Source organism: Methylobacterium sp. J-030 (genome assembly GCF_022829545.1).
In the GTDB taxonomy this organism is placed as follows: Bacteria; Pseudomonadota; Alphaproteobacteria; order Rhizobiales; family Beijerinckiaceae; genus Methylobacterium.
Genome location: NZ_JAKSYM010000260.1, coordinates 37,977 through 52,387, shown reverse-complemented (window position 1 = coordinate 52,387; position 14,411 = coordinate 37,977). Strand labels below are relative to the sequence as shown.

Below are 14,411 nucleotides of genomic sequence, written 5' to 3'. Positions count from 1 at the left end.
CCAGGCCGTGTCAAAACGCCGGGAATGGGCTTTGTGCTGGGGTGCCGCCCCACTCTTGCGAGAATAGGCCTTCCACCGCTTGGAGCGGCCTTTTGTGGTCGAGCGGCGGTCCGTTTGAGTTGAAGGCGCTGCTGGACGGCTTTTCAGCCCCTCAGTGAACGATCAAAGGCCTTTGCTCAGGCGGGGATCGCTGCCAAGAGCTTCCGGCTTCCCATGATGTTGAGAGCTCGCGTCAGATTGTAGGCCAGGACCTGGAGTGCCATCTCGGTCGAGACGCGCGGCAAGGTCTTGGTCAAGAAGTGCGTCGCCCCCATCCGCGCCTTCAGCGTGCCAAAGGGGTGCTCGACCGTCTCGCGCCGGACCCGCATGGCCCGCGGATCGCCGTCCAACCGGCGCTGCACGGCCTCCAGCACGTCCTCGTGCTCCCACCGGGTCACCCGGCGCTCCTTGCCCGTCGTGCAGGCTCCCTTCATCGCGCAGGTCGAGCAGACATTCGTCCAGTACCGATGCAGGGTCAGGCCATTCTCCACCGAGGTGTACCGATGGGACAGCGTCTGACCCGCCGGACGGTGTTGCCCTGACGACGGTAGAGGAAGTCATCCTTGCCGAAGCGCCCGACGGCCTTTGCGCCCGAGGTCATCGGCCGGGGCAGCGTCACGGCGATGCCGGCGCGTTCGCAAGCCAGGATCTGTTCGCTGGAATAGTAACCCCGGTCAGCCACCGCATCGAGCGTGTCCGCTTCCAGAGCCTCCTTGGCCCGCGCGGCCATGCCGCTGAGCTGCGCCCGGTCCGAGCCGGCATTGGTGACCGCGTGCGCGACGATCAGGTGATGCTCGGTCTCGACCGCCACCTGGACGTTGTAACCCACCACGCCCGATCCACGGCCGCTGGTGGCCATGGACCGCGCATCGGGATCGGTCAGCGAGACCTGCCGGTCGGGCGCTGCCTTCATCTGCTCCTCCAACCCCGCCAGCCGCTCCATCTCCTGCCCGAGGCGGGCGACCTTCTCCTTCAGCCGCTCCACCTTGGCTGCCAGTTCCGGCGTGGGATCCTGACGATCGGCCGTGTCGAGCTGCGAGAGGTAGCGTGACACGCTCTCCTCGATCTGCTGGCGGCGCCGGTCGAGCTTGCCTTGCGTGAAGTTGCGGTCACGATTGTTGACCGCCTTGAACTTCGAGCCGTCGATCGCGACGCAACGTCCCCGTCAGAAGGCCCATCGTGCGGCACAGGGCGACAAAGCGGGCACAGACGCGTCCGATGGCGGGGCCGTTCTGCCGGCGGAACTCGGCAATGGTCTTATGATCGGGCGACAGCTGGCCGGTCAGCCACATGACCTCGACGTTGCGGCCCGCCTCGCGCTCCAGGCATCGGCTCGACGGGACCCGGTTGAGATAGCCGTAGACGTCAGCTTCAGCAGGGCGGCCGGATGGTAGCCCGGTCGACCCGTGCGTGCCGCATCGACGCCCGCAAAGCCGAGCGCGCCGAGTTCCAGGGCCTCCACGAAGGCATCGACGACGCGGACAGGGTTGTCCTCGGCGATCCAGTCTTCCAGGCAAGGGGGAAATAGCGTCGTCTGATCGCGTTCGGCACCGACAACGAACCGTCCCATGCCGTCCTCCGGTCGTGCAGAGGAAAGCTACCACCATCAGGGTTTTGACACAGCCAGGGTCGGATGCGGGCACGACTGCAATCACGCGACGTGCGCCCACGCCGACCATGCGAAACGAAGAAGCCTCGGCGCTCGCGCTCCAGCGCTTTATGGTAAGGCTCTCAGTCGATCCGGTTCTTGCGGAACCACCGATACCAGAACACGCTACCCACCAGGAGAAACGTGATCCAGTAGAAGAACTCGGCGGCATGTCCGTATCTGGCTGGGAAGATCAAAGCCCCGATCCAAGCAAGACCAAAATAAAACAGGATCGTTGAGATCATCGCTTGATGGCTGCGGGCTTCGGGGCTTCAAAGTCTGGTGTTGAGAAGGAACGGTCCTCAGTCGATCCGGTAATTGCCGCCCCACCGATACAAGATTGCGCTACTCACCACGAGAAACATGAGCGAGAATAGAACCCCAGCATACACGGGCATCACCCAAGGGTGGAAGATGACCCATACAGCGTTGCAGATAATCAGGACAGTCCAGAACACGATCGTTAGGATCATGACTCTATGTTGCCCAGATGGCGGCAGTTTGCAACTTGGCACAATCCATATTCAGAGTTGGCCGTAGAGCGGCCGAAGCTCGTCCCAGCTACCGGTGGTGAGATGACGGGCCGGGGGGATGCGGTCGCCCGGCCATAGCCTTTGCCGAGCTTGCTTCTGTTGAAAACGCAACGTCCGCTCCGAGGCGAAGCGTCAGGGTCCGGTTTCCACCCACCCCGGACATGGGGCACCCTCGATAAAGCTGCCGGAAAGCGGACCTTCCGAGGGTCTGAGAAGGGTCGTGAGCGGGCACGGAGGCGATGTCGGCTTCTATCGATTGCTGCCCGAAAGCAGACCGGCGGAAAACCACCCCGAGCAGCCATACGGCTTCCGACGCATTGCAGACGCCCGTCCCGTTTGCCGGTAGGACGGCTCGTATGACGGATCACGTGAACATCCAGGTGCAGCGTGCCGACCATGTCGGCTTCGCGGTCGCCGTCCTCGATGATGCGCTTCGGTTCTGGGTCGATGGGCTCGGCGCGCAGCTCGTGCGGACGGGCGAGATGGGGGGCGAGTTCCTTGGTCAGGTGACCGGAGCACATGGGGCGAAGGTGCGCTTGGCGATCGTTTCGCTGGCGGGGCAGACCATCGAACTCCTGGAGTATCAGGGTTCGGACCGACCAAGCGTGCCAGCCAAGCCGTTCGACCCGGGCTTCGCGCACCTGGCCCTCGTGGTCGATGACATCGACGCGCTCCTCGTGCGGATCGCCGTCTACGGCTGGAAGGTGCAAGGCACGCCGCAGCCGATCGCGAGCGGTGCACGGGCTGGAACGCGGGTGATCTACGCCGTTGGCCCTGACGGTGCGACGATCGAGTTCATGCAGCCGCCAGCGGCATCTCAGGGTCACTGATCCCGCAGGGCAAGGGTCCGCTTTCCACCCATCTGAGACGTTCAGGCGGGCGCTTCGTGGTGGCAGTTGCTGGCCGAAAGCTGACGATCTACTTCGGAGAAAATTGCTTGGAAAAGCGGACGGCCCCCTATCGACCCGCACCAGTCGTTTGGCCTGCCGTCAGCGTCTCCAGGAAGCAGTCATCCGTCGACTGTCCGAATCATTTGGTCCGGCATGGCGGGACGTGCAATGGACGTAGGTAAACCGATCGCTAAAACCGGGTATGCAAATGCCACGCATTCCTGAGCGCGGCGACCAACTATAACCCATCATATTCTTCCATAACCATTTTGGTTAGAGGGTCAGTCATCCGGAAATACTAGTGATGAAGCAACCTCGATCGTTCATATAGGTTGTATCGGTGACAAATTGCAATCTTCGATACCGGTCCCTGTTGGCTGGGACCCTTGTGCTATCGGCCGCCTTACTCGCGCTCGGTCCCGCGCAAGCCCACCTGTCTGGCGCTATCCGAATCGTGCTGCAGAAGGGACGGCACTATGATCCCGGTGACCTTTTCCTGCACCGGGGGGATACGATCACCCTCATCAACGGCGACGAGAACGCCGTGCATCACGCCTTCATCGAGGCTGATCGGTTCGCCTTCGATGCCGGCGATCAGGAACCCGGCAGACAGGCGACCCTGATCCTTAAAGACGCTGGCGATTTCGTCATACAGTGTGGGATCCATCCGAAGATGAAGCTAACCCTTCACGTCCAGTAACTGCGCGGATCGAAAATAAATTGCAATTTCAAGATGTGTTTTTGCTTGTATCGCGCGCCATCAATCGAGAGATCGATGTCAGCTGCGGTGTGATGCATTCACGGGTGCTAGAAGAGATTAAGGCGTCATCAGCCATCTGCGCTTATGACGGCAACAGGGATGAGGGTACTAGACACATGTCGATTCGCCTCTTGGATGCACTGATGTGTTGGGCCATGAATTCGCCGGCCTACGGATGGCTGGGGAGCAGGGTGGTCGTTGTGATGGCGGGGAAGCCATCGCGTCGCGGCGAGGCGGACGACGCGGCCAGTGCGCGGGCATGGGTCCGGTAGTCAGAGGATTTGCCGGAGCTCGTTTCAAGCCGCCCGGGCAAGGTCTCCCTGGATCGAGGCGAGCGCCCGCTCCAATGCCGCGAAGCAGGCCGGGTCGAATGCTGTGCCGAGGTCCGCACGCATGATGCCCAGCGCCTTCTCAAGCGACATGGCTGATCGATAGGGTCGGTCGGCGGTCAGCGCGTCGAAGACGTCGGCCACGGAGACGATGCGGGTCTCGGGTGCGATCGCATCACCACTCAACCCACGCGGATAGCCTCGGCCGTCCAACCGCTCATGGTGACCGCCACCGATGCTGGCCATCTCGTGGAACACAGCGACGCGGGTCAGGATGGTCTCCGACAGAGCTGCGTGGTTGCGCATATCGCGCCACTCCGCATCGTTCAACTTGCCGTTCTTGTCGAGGATGGCGTTCGAAACACCGAGTTTCCCGACATCGTGGAGGAGCGCGGCACGCTTCAGCCAGCGACGTCGCTCCAACGAATAGCCGAGTTCCGCCGCGATCATATCGGCGTAGACCGCGACGCGCTCGGAGTGACCGGAGGTGAACGGGCTCTTGGCATCGATGATCTGTGCGAAAGCACGGGCGATGTCGTCGAGGTAATCCTCGTCCACGATGATCGGGCTGTCCGGCGCCAACGCGAACACCGCCGCCTCGACCGCATCTGAGGTCAAGGTGTCCCAGAATTCGGGTTTGGAAGCGATTGCCTCGAAGCAGGCGACGACCTCAGGATCGAACCAAGTGCCCGAGCGCGCCCGCACCTCGGCAATCGCGGCTGCGGGACCGGCTGCGGTGTGGAAGACGTCCACGACCTGGGCGAGCAGCGCGACGCGTGCGAAGAGCGGGATCGCGGGACCAGCGAGACGGTCCGGCCGACCGTTGCCGTTCCAGTGCTCGTCCAGGGCGTGGATGGCTTCGCAGACGCTCACCGGAAAGCGAAGCTGACGGGCGATCTGTGCACCACGTTGGCATCGCGTCTGGATGAGGTCGTCGACGATCGCGCCGCCGTTCTGCAGGATGTTGAGCACGGCGCGGAAGCGTTCGGCCAGACCGGCCTTGAGGCCCGTATGGGCGAACACGAAGCCGAGCACCTTCGGCAAGCTGTCGCTAACCGTCTTGAAGTCACGTTTGAAGCTGAGATCGTCGGATAGGTAGAGTTCGCAGATGCGCGCGGCGTTGCTGGAGCAACCAAGGTCCTTCAGCATCACCGTGTGGTAGAGTTCCCAGAGCTGCGAGTCCGACAGGCCCATCTCCCGGCCGATGTGAACGCCGATCCAGGTCGCACGCACGCAATGCCCGACCGGCTGACCTTCCGTCAGGTCGAGGGCGTGGCTCAGGGCGCCGAGCACCTCCGATAGATGGATTGTCCTGGCTTCCTCTTCCCTGACCGTCACGATCTGCACCGTTTTTGCCCAGTTTCTTGCCTTATAGGCCTCTATAAGGCGGTAAGACTGACGGAAGAACCTAAGCAAAGCGTTGCGCTGCCTCTCCCTCGCTATCCAGCCCCAAGCGGGCGTTTCCAGCATCCGCAAGGGGTCGGGAGTAAGCGCGACGGCGATGTCGGCTTCACCGCGCAGTCGCCCGAAACCGGCCCGGCAGAAAACCACCCGTATGCGACGCCTGCGGGTGATGACCAGGTGTTCCGTACGATGGTTTTGCAAGCTGGACGTCGCTGGGAACCGTTCATCACGGCGAGTTTACCCTACAGTGGCGCGATTGGCCCGATCTGCCGCTGCTGATGCGCCGGCGCGATGGAGATGGCCTTGCTACACCCGAACGCCGCTGCGGCGGCCGAAGCCTGATCTAACGCGAATGTGCATACTGTTCGGCAAGGCCTCTAGCTTTGCCGGCCGCCGACAACGGTGGCTCAGGGCGGATTGAGAAAGTTGAGGCGCTGCCCGCAAGCAGACATTCTGCAAATCGCCCATTGCGGACGGCACGATAGGATCTCAGCGCTCCCGGAAGCAGACAATAGTTTCGAGATACTGTTAGGTTGCGCCCTCACCTCAGACCAGCTTCGAACCGGAGACGCGGCTCCGCAAGAATTTTATTTTGCCGGCGCAGGAACTTGGTTATCGTCGCGCGAGTCTGCGGAGCCTGCCGGATCGCCTCCGCCCCGAGGGTGGTGGCCAGGTAGCCGCTTGCCCTGGCGACTTGGTATGACGGTGTCAGGTCGTGCGCAGCTTAACATCAGGATCAAGGGGAACGACGGAGGCACCACTACGAGTTCGGCCAGCTGGGCGGCGATCAGATCGTTCTTCGAGGCGAAGCATCTGTAGAAGTCGCCGTGGTGAGCCGGGCAGCCTTCATCGCCGCCGCGACGCTTCACGGCCTCGAAGCCGCGCTCGCGGCGCAGACGGCCCGCCGCCCAAGGATCCTCCGGTGGTTCTCCGCACCTTATTCCCGGCGACCTCAATGTGCGTAATCTCACCCACGCCCACGAAATTCGCCTTGACCGCAATCATGATGCTCACCATCTCAAAAATACATGATGACAATCATGTTTAGCAGATGGGACTTCCGACCATGAGCGATACGTCCACCGTCCTGATCACCGGCGCCTCCTCCGGCATCGGCGCCACCTATGCTGATCGTTTTGCCCGCCGCGGGTACGACCTCGTCCTCGTCGCGCGGGACAAAGCACGTCTCACTGCGTTGGCGGACCGGCTGCGCTCGGAGATGGGCGTCACCATCGATGTGCTCCCGGCCGATCTCACGGTCGAGGCCGATCTTCTGCGGGTCGAGGCACGGCTCCGGGAGGACGCGCGCATCGGCGTGCTGGTGAACAATGCCGGCGCTGCCGGCCACGGAGGATTTCTGGATCAGGATCCGGCGGCAGCGGCGGCGCTCGTCGCGCTCAACGTCACTGCGCCGACGCGACTCGCGAGCGCCGTCGCGCCGCGCTTCGTCCAGGCGGGGTCGGGGTGCATCGTGAATATCGGGTCCGTCGTCGGCCTTGCTCCCGAATTCGGCATGGCGGTGTACGGGGCGACCAAATCCTACGTGCTGTTCTTGAGCCAGGGGCTTCAGCGCGAGCTCGGTCCGAAGGGCGTCTACGTTCAGGCCGTCCTGCCGGCGGCAACCCGAACCGAAATCTGGGAGCGCTCCGGGCGGGACGTGAATGCCCTGCAGGGCGTGATGGAGGTTGGCGAACTCGTCGATGCAGCACTCCAGGGCTTCGACCGCCACGAGGACGTGACGATCCCGCCCCTTCCCGATGCCGGCCTGTGGCAGGCGTTCGAGGCGGCGCGGATCACGATGGTCCCGAATTTCGCCCAGTCCCATGCCGCGGAACGCTACCGCGCCTCCGCATGACACGGAACCAGGGCGTCGCGTCCTTTCACGCCGAGTTACTTGCATCATGCAAGCGACTCGGCCATGATGATCTGATGCAGCGCACGCCCTTCGACCAGATGCCCTGTCCCGTCGCCCGCTCCTTGGAGCGGGTCGGCGAGTGGTGGAGCATCCTCATCCTGCGGGACGCCTTCTACGGGCTGACCCGGTTCGATCAGTTCGAGCAGAGCCTTGGCATCGCGCCAAACATGCTGACGCGCCGGCTCAAGGCTCTGTGCGAAGCCGGGCTTCTGGAGCGGCGGCCCTATCAGGAGCGGCCACCCCGGTACGAATACGTCCTGACGGAGAAGGGCCGGGATTTCCGGCCGGTACTCTGGACGCTGTTCGCCTGGGGCAACAGGCATTTAGCCCCTGAGGGGGAGAGCGTCATCCTGACCGATCCGGCCACAGGCCTGCCCGTCGATCCCGTCGTGGTGGACCGACGGACGGGGCGCCCTCTGGAGGAGGGGGTCCGCGTGACGGCCGGTCCGGCCGCCAACGACAGGCTCCGGCACCGCTTCGAGCGCAAGACCACGATCTGATACGGGAGGCACGGGAATGGGCGAGGCCGCGACAGCCGATGCGTTTGTAGGGGGCGACGGCAGGGAGGGCCTCGCGGCTCCGAAACAGCGCCTGACGCGCAAGCGGGCTGCCCTCTCGGGCCTCGCCCTCCTGGCCCTGGCCGGCGGCGGCCTCTACGGCCGGTACTGGTGGGAGACCGGCCGGTTCATCGAGAGCACCGACGACGCCTATGTCGGCGGCGACGTCACGGTGATCGCGCCGCGCGTCTCCGGTTTCGTCGCCGAGGTGCTGGTCCGGGACAACCAGCGCGTCCGGACCGGCGATCTCCTCATCCGCCTCGACGACCGGGATTACCGCGCGGCGCTGGCGAAGGCGGACGCATCGGTGGCGGGCCAGGACGCCACGCTCCTCAACCTCGCCGCCACGCGGCGCCTGCAGGAAGCGGTGATCGCGCAGAACCGCGCCGAGCTGGCCGGGGTCGAGGCCGAGGCCGCCCGCACCCGGTTCGACGTCGACCGCTACCGCCAGCTCTCGGCCAAGAGCTACGCCTCCGAGCAGCGCTTCCAGCAGGCCGATGCGGACGACAAGAAGGCCGTCTCCGCCGTCGCCAAGGCCCGGGCGAGCCTCGAGGCCGCCGAGCGGCAGATCGCCGTCATCGACACGCGGAGCCGGCAGGCCGAGGCCGCCCGCGCGCAGGCCGTGGCCGAGCGCGACGCGGCCCGGCTCAACCTCGGCTACACGGAGATCCGCGCGCCGGCCGACGGCGTGGTCGGCAACCGGAGCGCGCGGACGGGCTCCTACGCCACGCCCGGCGCCGGGCTGATCGCCCTCGTGCCGACGGACGGCCTCTGGGTCGACGCGAACTTCAAGGAGAGCCAGCTCGCCGCCATGCGTCCGGGCCAGAGCGTCGGCATCGTGGCGGACGTGCTGCCGGGCGAGACCTTCACGGGCCATGTCGAGAGCCTCGCCCCGGCGACCGGCGCGCAGTTCAGCGTGCTGCCGCCCGAGAACGCCACCGGCAACTTCACCAAGATCGTCCAGCGGGTGCCCGTGCGGATCCGGCTCGACGGCGCGGGCGGGCGCCTCGGGCGCCTGCGCCCGGGCCTGTCGGTGATCGCCTCGGTCGACCGCCGGGGCGGCGCGCCGGAGGGCGACGCGCCCACGCCGGGCGATTCCGTCGTCGTCGGGGCGCTGATCCGGTGAGCGCCGCCGGCCGCACGCCGCTGAGCGAGACGCAGAAGGTCTTCGCCTTCGCGGTGATGTGCGTCGGCTTCTTCATCGCGCTCCTCGACATCCAGATCGTCTCGGCCTCCCTCAAGGAGATCGGCGGCGGCCTCTCGGCGAGCCCCGACGAGGTCGCCTGGGTGCAGACCAGCTACCTCATCGCCGAGATCATCGTGATCCCGCTGTCGGGTTTCCTAGCCCGGGTGATGTCGACCCGCTGGCTGTTCTGCGTCTCGGCGGCCGGCTTCACCGCCACCAGCCTGCTCTGCGGCTGGGCCTGGGACATCGAGAGCATGATCGCCTTCCGGGCGCTCCAGGGCTTTCTGGGCGGCTCGATGATCCCGACCGTGTTCACCACGGCCTTCGCGTTCTTCCCCGGGAAGAAGATGGTGGTGGCCGCCGCGACCATCGGGGCGCTCTCCTCGCTGGCCCCGACACTGGGGCCGACGGTGGGCGGCTGGATCACCGACAATTACTCCTGGCACTGGCTGTTCTTCGTGAACCTCGCGCCGGGGATCTTCGTCGCGATCGTGGTGCCGCTGATGGTGCGGGTCGACGAGCCCGAGCCGGCCCTCATCAGGACCGCCGACTGGCTCGGCATCGCCCTGATGGCGCTGTTCCTCGGCTGCCTCGAATACACCCTGGAAGAGGGGCCGCGCTGGAACTGGACCGAGGATGCCACGATCCGCACCACGGCGTGGATCTCGGGACTGGCCGGGCTCGGCTTCCTCTGGCGCAGCCTGACCTACGCCCACCCGATCGTCGATCTCACGGCCCTGAAGAGCCGCAACTTCGCGCTGGGCTGCCTGTTCTCCTTCGTCACCGGCATCGGCATCTTCGCCACGATCTACCTGACGCCGCTGTTCCTCGGCCGGGTGCGCGGCTTCTCGGCCCTGCAGATCGGGCTCGCCGTGTTCTCGACCGGCGTGTTTCAGGTGATGGCGATCCCGGTCTACGCGATCCTCGCCTGGCGCGTGGACCTGCGCTGGCTGATGATGTTCGGGCTCGGCCTGTTCGGCGTGAGCATGTGGTCGTTCACGCCGATCACCCACGACTGGGGCTGGCGCGAGCTGCTCTGGCCGCAGGCGATGCGGGGCTTCGCGCAGCAATTCGCCGTGGCGCCGACGGTGACGCTGACGCTCGGCGGCCTCGCCCCGGCCAAGCTGAAGCTCGCCTCCGGCCTGTTCAACCTGATGCGCAACTTGGGCGGCGCCATCGGCATCGCGGCCTGCGCGACGCTCCTCAACGACCGCACCAACCTGCATTTCCTCCGGCTCGCCGAGCACCTCAACCCGGCCAACCTGGCGATGCGCGCGAGCCTGCGCGGGATGGAAGCGCGGATGGCGACCAGCTTCGCCGGGGACCCGGCCCACGGGCACGCGGCGGCGCTCAGGCAGCTCTGGTCGCTGACCTACCGGGAGGCGCAGACCATGACCTACGCCGACGCCTTCGTGGTCATCGCCGCCTGCTTCGCCCTCGCCACCGCCCTCGTCCCGCTGATGCGCAGGGTCGGACCGCCGAAAGGACCCGTCGCCGATGCCCACTGACACCGCTCCGGAGCCTGCGCCGTCCCGCCGCCGCGTCGTGGACTGGTCCGACCCCGCCATCGTGGCGCAGGCCGGCCGGGGGCTCGACGGCCTCGCCTTCCTGCGGGCGATGATGGCGGGGGCGGTTCCGCCGCCGCCGCTGATCGCCCTGCTCGGCATCGACCTCGTCTCGGCCGAGCCCGGCCGGGTGACGATGCGGATGGAGGCAGGCGAGTACCTCTACAACCCGCTCGGCTCGGTCCATGGCGGCGCGCTCGCGTCCCTGCTCGACAGCGTGATGGGCTGCGCCGTGCATGCCACGCTGCCACAGGGCCGCGGCTACACCAAGCTGGAGATCAAGGTGAATTACCTGCGCGCCGTCACAGCCGCGTCCCGGCCGCTCACGGCGGTGGGGGAGATCGTCCACGCCGGACGCCGGCAGGCAGTGGCCGAGGCGCGGCTCACCGACGGGGCGGGACGTCTCTGTGCCACGGCGAGCACCACCTGCCTGCTCCTCGACGCATCGCCCCCGGCGCCCGATCCGGTCGTGGCGGCCTGGACGCGGATCTCGTGACGGCCGCTCGTCCCGCCCGGCCGGCGGTATCGGCGCCCGGTCTCTATTCGCCGAGCCCCGGAAGCGGGCCGCCCCCCGCGCGGGATGCCCGCACGGAACGCCTGCTCCGGGGCCCGGTCCTCGGGACGCTGCTGCGCCTCGCCGGACCCAACGTTCTGATGACCACGGCCCAGGCCTTGACCGGTCTGATCGAGACCTACTTCATCGCCCGTCTCGGCACCGACGCCCTGGCCGGCATGGCCCTGGTCTTTCCGATGCTGATGCTGGTCCAGATGATCTCGGCGGGCGCGGTCGGCGGCGGCATGCTCTCGGCCGTCTCCCGGGCGCTCGGCGGCGGACGGGTGGCGGAGGCGAACGGCCTGGTCTGGCACGCGGTGGCGATCGCCCTCGGCCTCGGCGCCCTCACCACCGTCGCGGCCCTCCTGGCGGGCCCGCACCTCTACGCCGCCATGGGCGGAAGCGGGGCCTCGCTCGCGGCGGCGCTCGCCTATTCGGACGTGGTCTTCGCCGGCGCCGGGCTGCTGTGGCTGTTCAACGCGCTCGCCGCCGTGATCCGCGGCACCGGCAACATGCTGCTCCCGGCCGGGGTGATGTGCGCGGGAACGGCGGCCCTCATCCCCCTCTCCCCCGCGCTGATCTTCGGCCTGGGTCCGCTGCCGCAGCTCGGCGTCGTCGGCGGGGCGGTCGCGGTGCTCGCCTACTACGCGGCCGGAACGATCGTCTTCGCCGTCTACCTCTGGTCCGGCCGCGGAATCCTGCATCCGCCGGTCCGGCCGCCGGCCCTGTCGCGCCGGGCGCTCGGCGCGATCCTGCGGATCGGCGCCGTCTCGGCGATCGTCAGCGCGACCACGAACGTGACCATCGCGACGGCGACCGGACTCGTCGGCGTGGCCGGGCCGGCGGCGGTCGCGGGGTACGGCACGGGGGCGCGGCTTGAATATCTCCTCGTGCCCATGGTGTTCGGCCTGGGGGCGCCGCTCGCCGCGATGGTCGGGACGGCGGTGGGGGCGGGCGACGTGGCCCGCGCCCGGCGGGCGGCCTGGACGGGGGCGGTGATCGCCGGCCTCCTCGCCGAAGCCATCGGGCTCGGTGCCGCGCTCCGGCCGGAGGTCTGGCTGCGCCTGTTCGGCACGGACGGCGGCATGCTCGCCGTGGGCGCTCAGTATCTCCGCGTCGTCGGCCCCTTCTACGGCCTCTTCGGCGTCGGGCTCGCCCTCTACTTCGCCGCCCAGGGCGCCGGACAGGTCGGCTGGCCGCTGATCGCGGGCCTGCTCCGGGTGACGGTCGCCCTCGGCTGCGGCGTGCTGGCCCTGCGGCTCGGCTACGGGCTGGACGGGTTGTTCCTGGGTCTCGGGGCGGGCCTCGCCGCCCTGGCCCTCGTCAATGCCGGCGCGCTCGCGTCGGGGGCGTGGCTGGGACAGCCCCGGAAGGCGGCGGCTCCGCCCCCGGTCCCGCTCCGAAGCTGACGGGCTGCTGGAGCGCTCTCCGCCGAAGTGGACACCGGTTCGACGTAAGCGAGCGCGCTCTAACAAAGGCTTAGAGCCGTGCCCGATCGCAAAGCGCACGGTACACGACACAAGGCTCGGAAGCTGGGATCGACCGTCCAACCCACCCCCTCATCCTGAGGTGACCGCGGAGCGGGCCTCGAAGGAGAGCTCCAGGGATCACAGTGCTATCTGGAGGGCTCCTTCGAGGCCTCCGCTGCGCTCCGGCACCTCAGGATGAGGGGGTGGGTTGGACAGCCGATGATGAAGCCTCGGTGTCGTGTACGGTGTGGCTTGCCAACGCACATCTGCTTAGAGATGCCGGCCCCTTACCCGGCGGCGGCCAGGAGGGCGGAGCGGAGTTGAGCGTCGAGATCACGGGCGACGCGCGCGACATCCGGATCCCCGAATTGTCCGAAGGTGGTGGCCGGGCTGTCGTATTCGAACACCGCGTGCCCGTCGGCCTCCGCGCGCAGCAGGACGCGGATCGGCGCGTACAGGGCCGCCGGGAGCGCGTGACGGGTCATCCGGGTGGCGGTCAGGGGATTGCCGATGTCGTACTGGATGGCCTTCCGCTCCAGCCCGGCGATCCGCAGCAGGGCCCCGTGATCCCGCGCGCCGAAGATCGAGAGCGGCGCGCCCTGCTCCAGCAGCGCGCGCGGCATCGGCCTGTCCGCTCGCGACCAGGGATGCGTAGCGGTGATCGATCGGCGGAAGCGCGGCTTCCAGCGCCGTGCGGACCGCATCGAAGGACCGGCCAGAGCGGATCACGACGTGCTCGACCGTGACGGTCGTCGATGTGGCCTGAGCGGTCATCGGGCGACCTCGCGTCTGCGCTGTGTCGATCGGTGCGTCCCGCGCCGACACCGTGTGCCCGCAGGCCATGAGCACGGTGCCGGCCAGCAGGGTGCGGCGGTGGGGATGCGGGCGTGTCCGGGTCATGCGGCGTCGATGGGGTTCGGGAGTCTCGGGGCCGAGGGCGGTGAGCCGGATCTCAAGCCGTCACCGGCTCGCCGACGCGGTGGCCGCTTCGAGCAGCTCCTTCGCCAAAGCCGCGTCATCGACGGCGCGCGCCAGGACCACGGCGCCCACGAGCGTCGAGACGGCCGCCAGGGACTGCTGGCGCCGCCGCTCCTTGGACAGGCGCGGCATCAGCCCGGCGAGGATCGCGGCGAGGCTCTCGACGCCCCGCGTGAATCGGGCCCGCACGGGGCTGCCCGGCGGCTCCCGCGCGACGTCGTTCGCCAGCGCGGCGAGCGGGCATCCCTTGCCGGGATCCTGGACATGCGCGAGCGACAGGTAGTTCGCGATGAGAGCGTCGCCGTTCCCCCGGCGCTCCTCCGCCAGGGCGGATTCGAGGGCCTCGACCGCCAGGGCGTCCTTGTTGGCGAACTGGCCGTAGAAGCCGCCATGGGTCAGCCCGGCGGAGGCCATGATGTCGGCGACCCCGACCCCGTGCAGCCCGCGCTCGCGGAACAGGGCCGCCGCGACTTCGACGACCCGCTGCCGGTTCTGTCGGGCCTGTTCCTGGGAGACGCGGGGCATGGTCGGATCCTTCGATAACGCCTCACATATAGATGCGCGGCGTCATTTAAAAAGACGCCG

Annotated in this window: 11 protein-coding genes and 1 pseudogene; 7 read left to right on the top strand and 5 right to left on the bottom strand. The window is 67.3% G+C overall.

What is annotated here, in order from left to right:
• Positions 1 to 176: 176 nt before the first annotated feature.
• Positions 177 to 1,609: pseudogene (locus MKK75_RS18960) on the bottom strand (IS1182 family transposase).
• A 967-nt stretch (positions 1,610 to 2,576) separates the two neighbouring features.
• Between MKK75_RS18960 and MKK75_RS18955 the strand changes: the two are divergent.
• Positions 2,577 to 3,050 carry a VOC family protein gene (locus MKK75_RS18955; RefSeq protein ID WP_244044076.1) on the top strand — a complete coding sequence of 158 codons (474 nt, stop codon included), beginning with the start codon at positions 2,577 to 2,579 and terminating at the stop codon, positions 3,048 to 3,050.
• A gap of 463 nt (positions 3,051 to 3,513) precedes the next feature.
• Here MKK75_RS18955 and MKK75_RS18950 read toward each other — a convergent pair whose 3' ends face one another.
• Positions 3,514 to 3,777 carry a hypothetical protein gene (locus MKK75_RS18950; protein ID WP_244044075.1) on the bottom strand — a complete coding sequence of 88 codons (264 nt, stop codon included), beginning with the start codon at positions 3,775 to 3,777 and terminating at the stop codon, positions 3,514 to 3,516.
• 389 nt (positions 3,778 to 4,166) lie between these two features.
• Entirely contained in the window at positions 4,167 to 5,804 is a 1,638-nt protein-coding gene (locus tag MKK75_RS18945; protein WP_279593990.1) for an HD domain-containing phosphohydrolase, read from the bottom strand.
• Positions 5,805 to 6,669: 865 nt separating this feature from the next.
• Here MKK75_RS18945 and MKK75_RS18940 point away from each other — a divergent pair.
• The 6 genes from MKK75_RS18940 to MKK75_RS18915 all read left to right on the top strand — a co-directional run bounded on the left by MKK75_RS18940 (position 6,670) and on the right by MKK75_RS18915 (position 12,788).
• Complete coding sequence (locus MKK75_RS18940) at positions 6,670 to 7,458, top strand: SDR family NAD(P)-dependent oxidoreductase (RefSeq protein WP_244044074.1); 789 nt, start codon at positions 6,670 to 6,672, stop codon at positions 7,456 to 7,458.
• A gap of 74 nt (positions 7,459 to 7,532) precedes the next feature.
• Positions 7,533 to 8,018 carry a winged helix-turn-helix transcriptional regulator gene (locus MKK75_RS18935; RefSeq protein WP_244044073.1) on the top strand — a complete coding sequence of 162 codons (486 nt, stop codon included), beginning with the start codon at positions 7,533 to 7,535 and terminating at the stop codon, positions 8,016 to 8,018.
• Between the two features lie 16 nt (positions 8,019 to 8,034).
• A complete protein-coding gene (locus MKK75_RS18930; RefSeq protein ID WP_244044072.1) occupies positions 8,035 to 9,201 on the top strand; it encodes an HlyD family secretion protein in 1,167 nt (388 codons plus the stop codon).
• Positions 9,198 to 10,769 (top strand): DHA2 family efflux MFS transporter permease subunit, encoded by a 1,572-nt coding sequence (locus MKK75_RS18925; protein ID WP_244044071.1) that lies wholly within the window; start codon positions 9,198 to 9,200, stop codon positions 10,767 to 10,769. Before MKK75_RS18930 ends, MKK75_RS18925 begins: the two co-directional genes overlap by 4 nt.
• On the top strand, positions 10,759 to 11,322 hold the full coding sequence (locus MKK75_RS18920) for a PaaI family thioesterase (RefSeq protein ID WP_244044070.1): 564 nt from the start codon (positions 10,759 to 10,761) through the stop codon (positions 11,320 to 11,322). The genes MKK75_RS18925 and MKK75_RS18920 overlap by 11 nt, the downstream gene beginning before the upstream one ends.
• A gap of 128 nt (positions 11,323 to 11,450) precedes the next feature.
• A complete protein-coding gene (locus MKK75_RS18915; RefSeq protein WP_244044079.1) occupies positions 11,451 to 12,788 on the top strand; it encodes an MATE family efflux transporter in 1,338 nt (445 codons plus the stop codon).
• 347 nt (positions 12,789 to 13,135) lie between these two features.
• On the opposite strand, the gene MKK75_RS18910 is transcribed toward MKK75_RS18915, so the two are convergent.
• Complete coding sequence (locus MKK75_RS18910) at positions 13,136 to 13,471, bottom strand: DUF302 domain-containing protein (RefSeq protein WP_244044069.1); 336 nt, start codon at positions 13,469 to 13,471, stop codon at positions 13,136 to 13,138.
• A 337-nt stretch (positions 13,472 to 13,808) separates the two neighbouring features.
• A complete protein-coding gene (locus MKK75_RS18905) occupies positions 13,809 to 14,351 on the bottom strand; it encodes a TetR/AcrR family transcriptional regulator (RefSeq protein WP_244044068.1) in 543 nt (180 codons plus the stop codon).
• Between the last annotated feature and the right edge of the window lie 60 nt (positions 14,352 to 14,411).

Excerpts from the sequence above, each read along its gene's own strand:
- MKK75_RS18910 (WP_244044069.1), bottom strand. The coding sequence starts at position 13,471 with ATGCCGCGCGCGCTGCTGGAGCAGGGCGCGCCGCTCTCGATCTTCGGC.
- MKK75_RS18920 (WP_244044070.1), top strand. The coding sequence starts at position 10,759 with ATGCCCACTGACACCGCTCCGGAGCCTGCGCCGTCCCGCCGCCGCGTC.
- MKK75_RS18905 (WP_244044068.1), bottom strand. The coding sequence starts at position 14,351 with ATGCCCCGCGTCTCCCAGGAACAGGCCCGACAGAACCGGCAGCGGGTC.
- MKK75_RS18950 (WP_244044075.1), bottom strand. The coding sequence starts at position 3,777 with ATGGATCCCACACTGTATGACGAAATCGCCAGCGTCTTTAAGGATCAG.
- MKK75_RS18930 (WP_244044072.1), top strand. The coding sequence starts at position 8,035 with ATGGGCGAGGCCGCGACAGCCGATGCGTTTGTAGGGGGCGACGGCAGG.
- MKK75_RS18935 (WP_244044073.1), top strand. The coding sequence starts at position 7,533 with ATGCAGCGCACGCCCTTCGACCAGATGCCCTGTCCCGTCGCCCGCTCC.
- MKK75_RS18955 (WP_244044076.1), top strand. The coding sequence starts at position 2,577 with ATGACGGATCACGTGAACATCCAGGTGCAGCGTGCCGACCATGTCGGC.
- MKK75_RS18940 (WP_244044074.1), top strand. The coding sequence starts at position 6,670 with ATGAGCGATACGTCCACCGTCCTGATCACCGGCGCCTCCTCCGGCATC.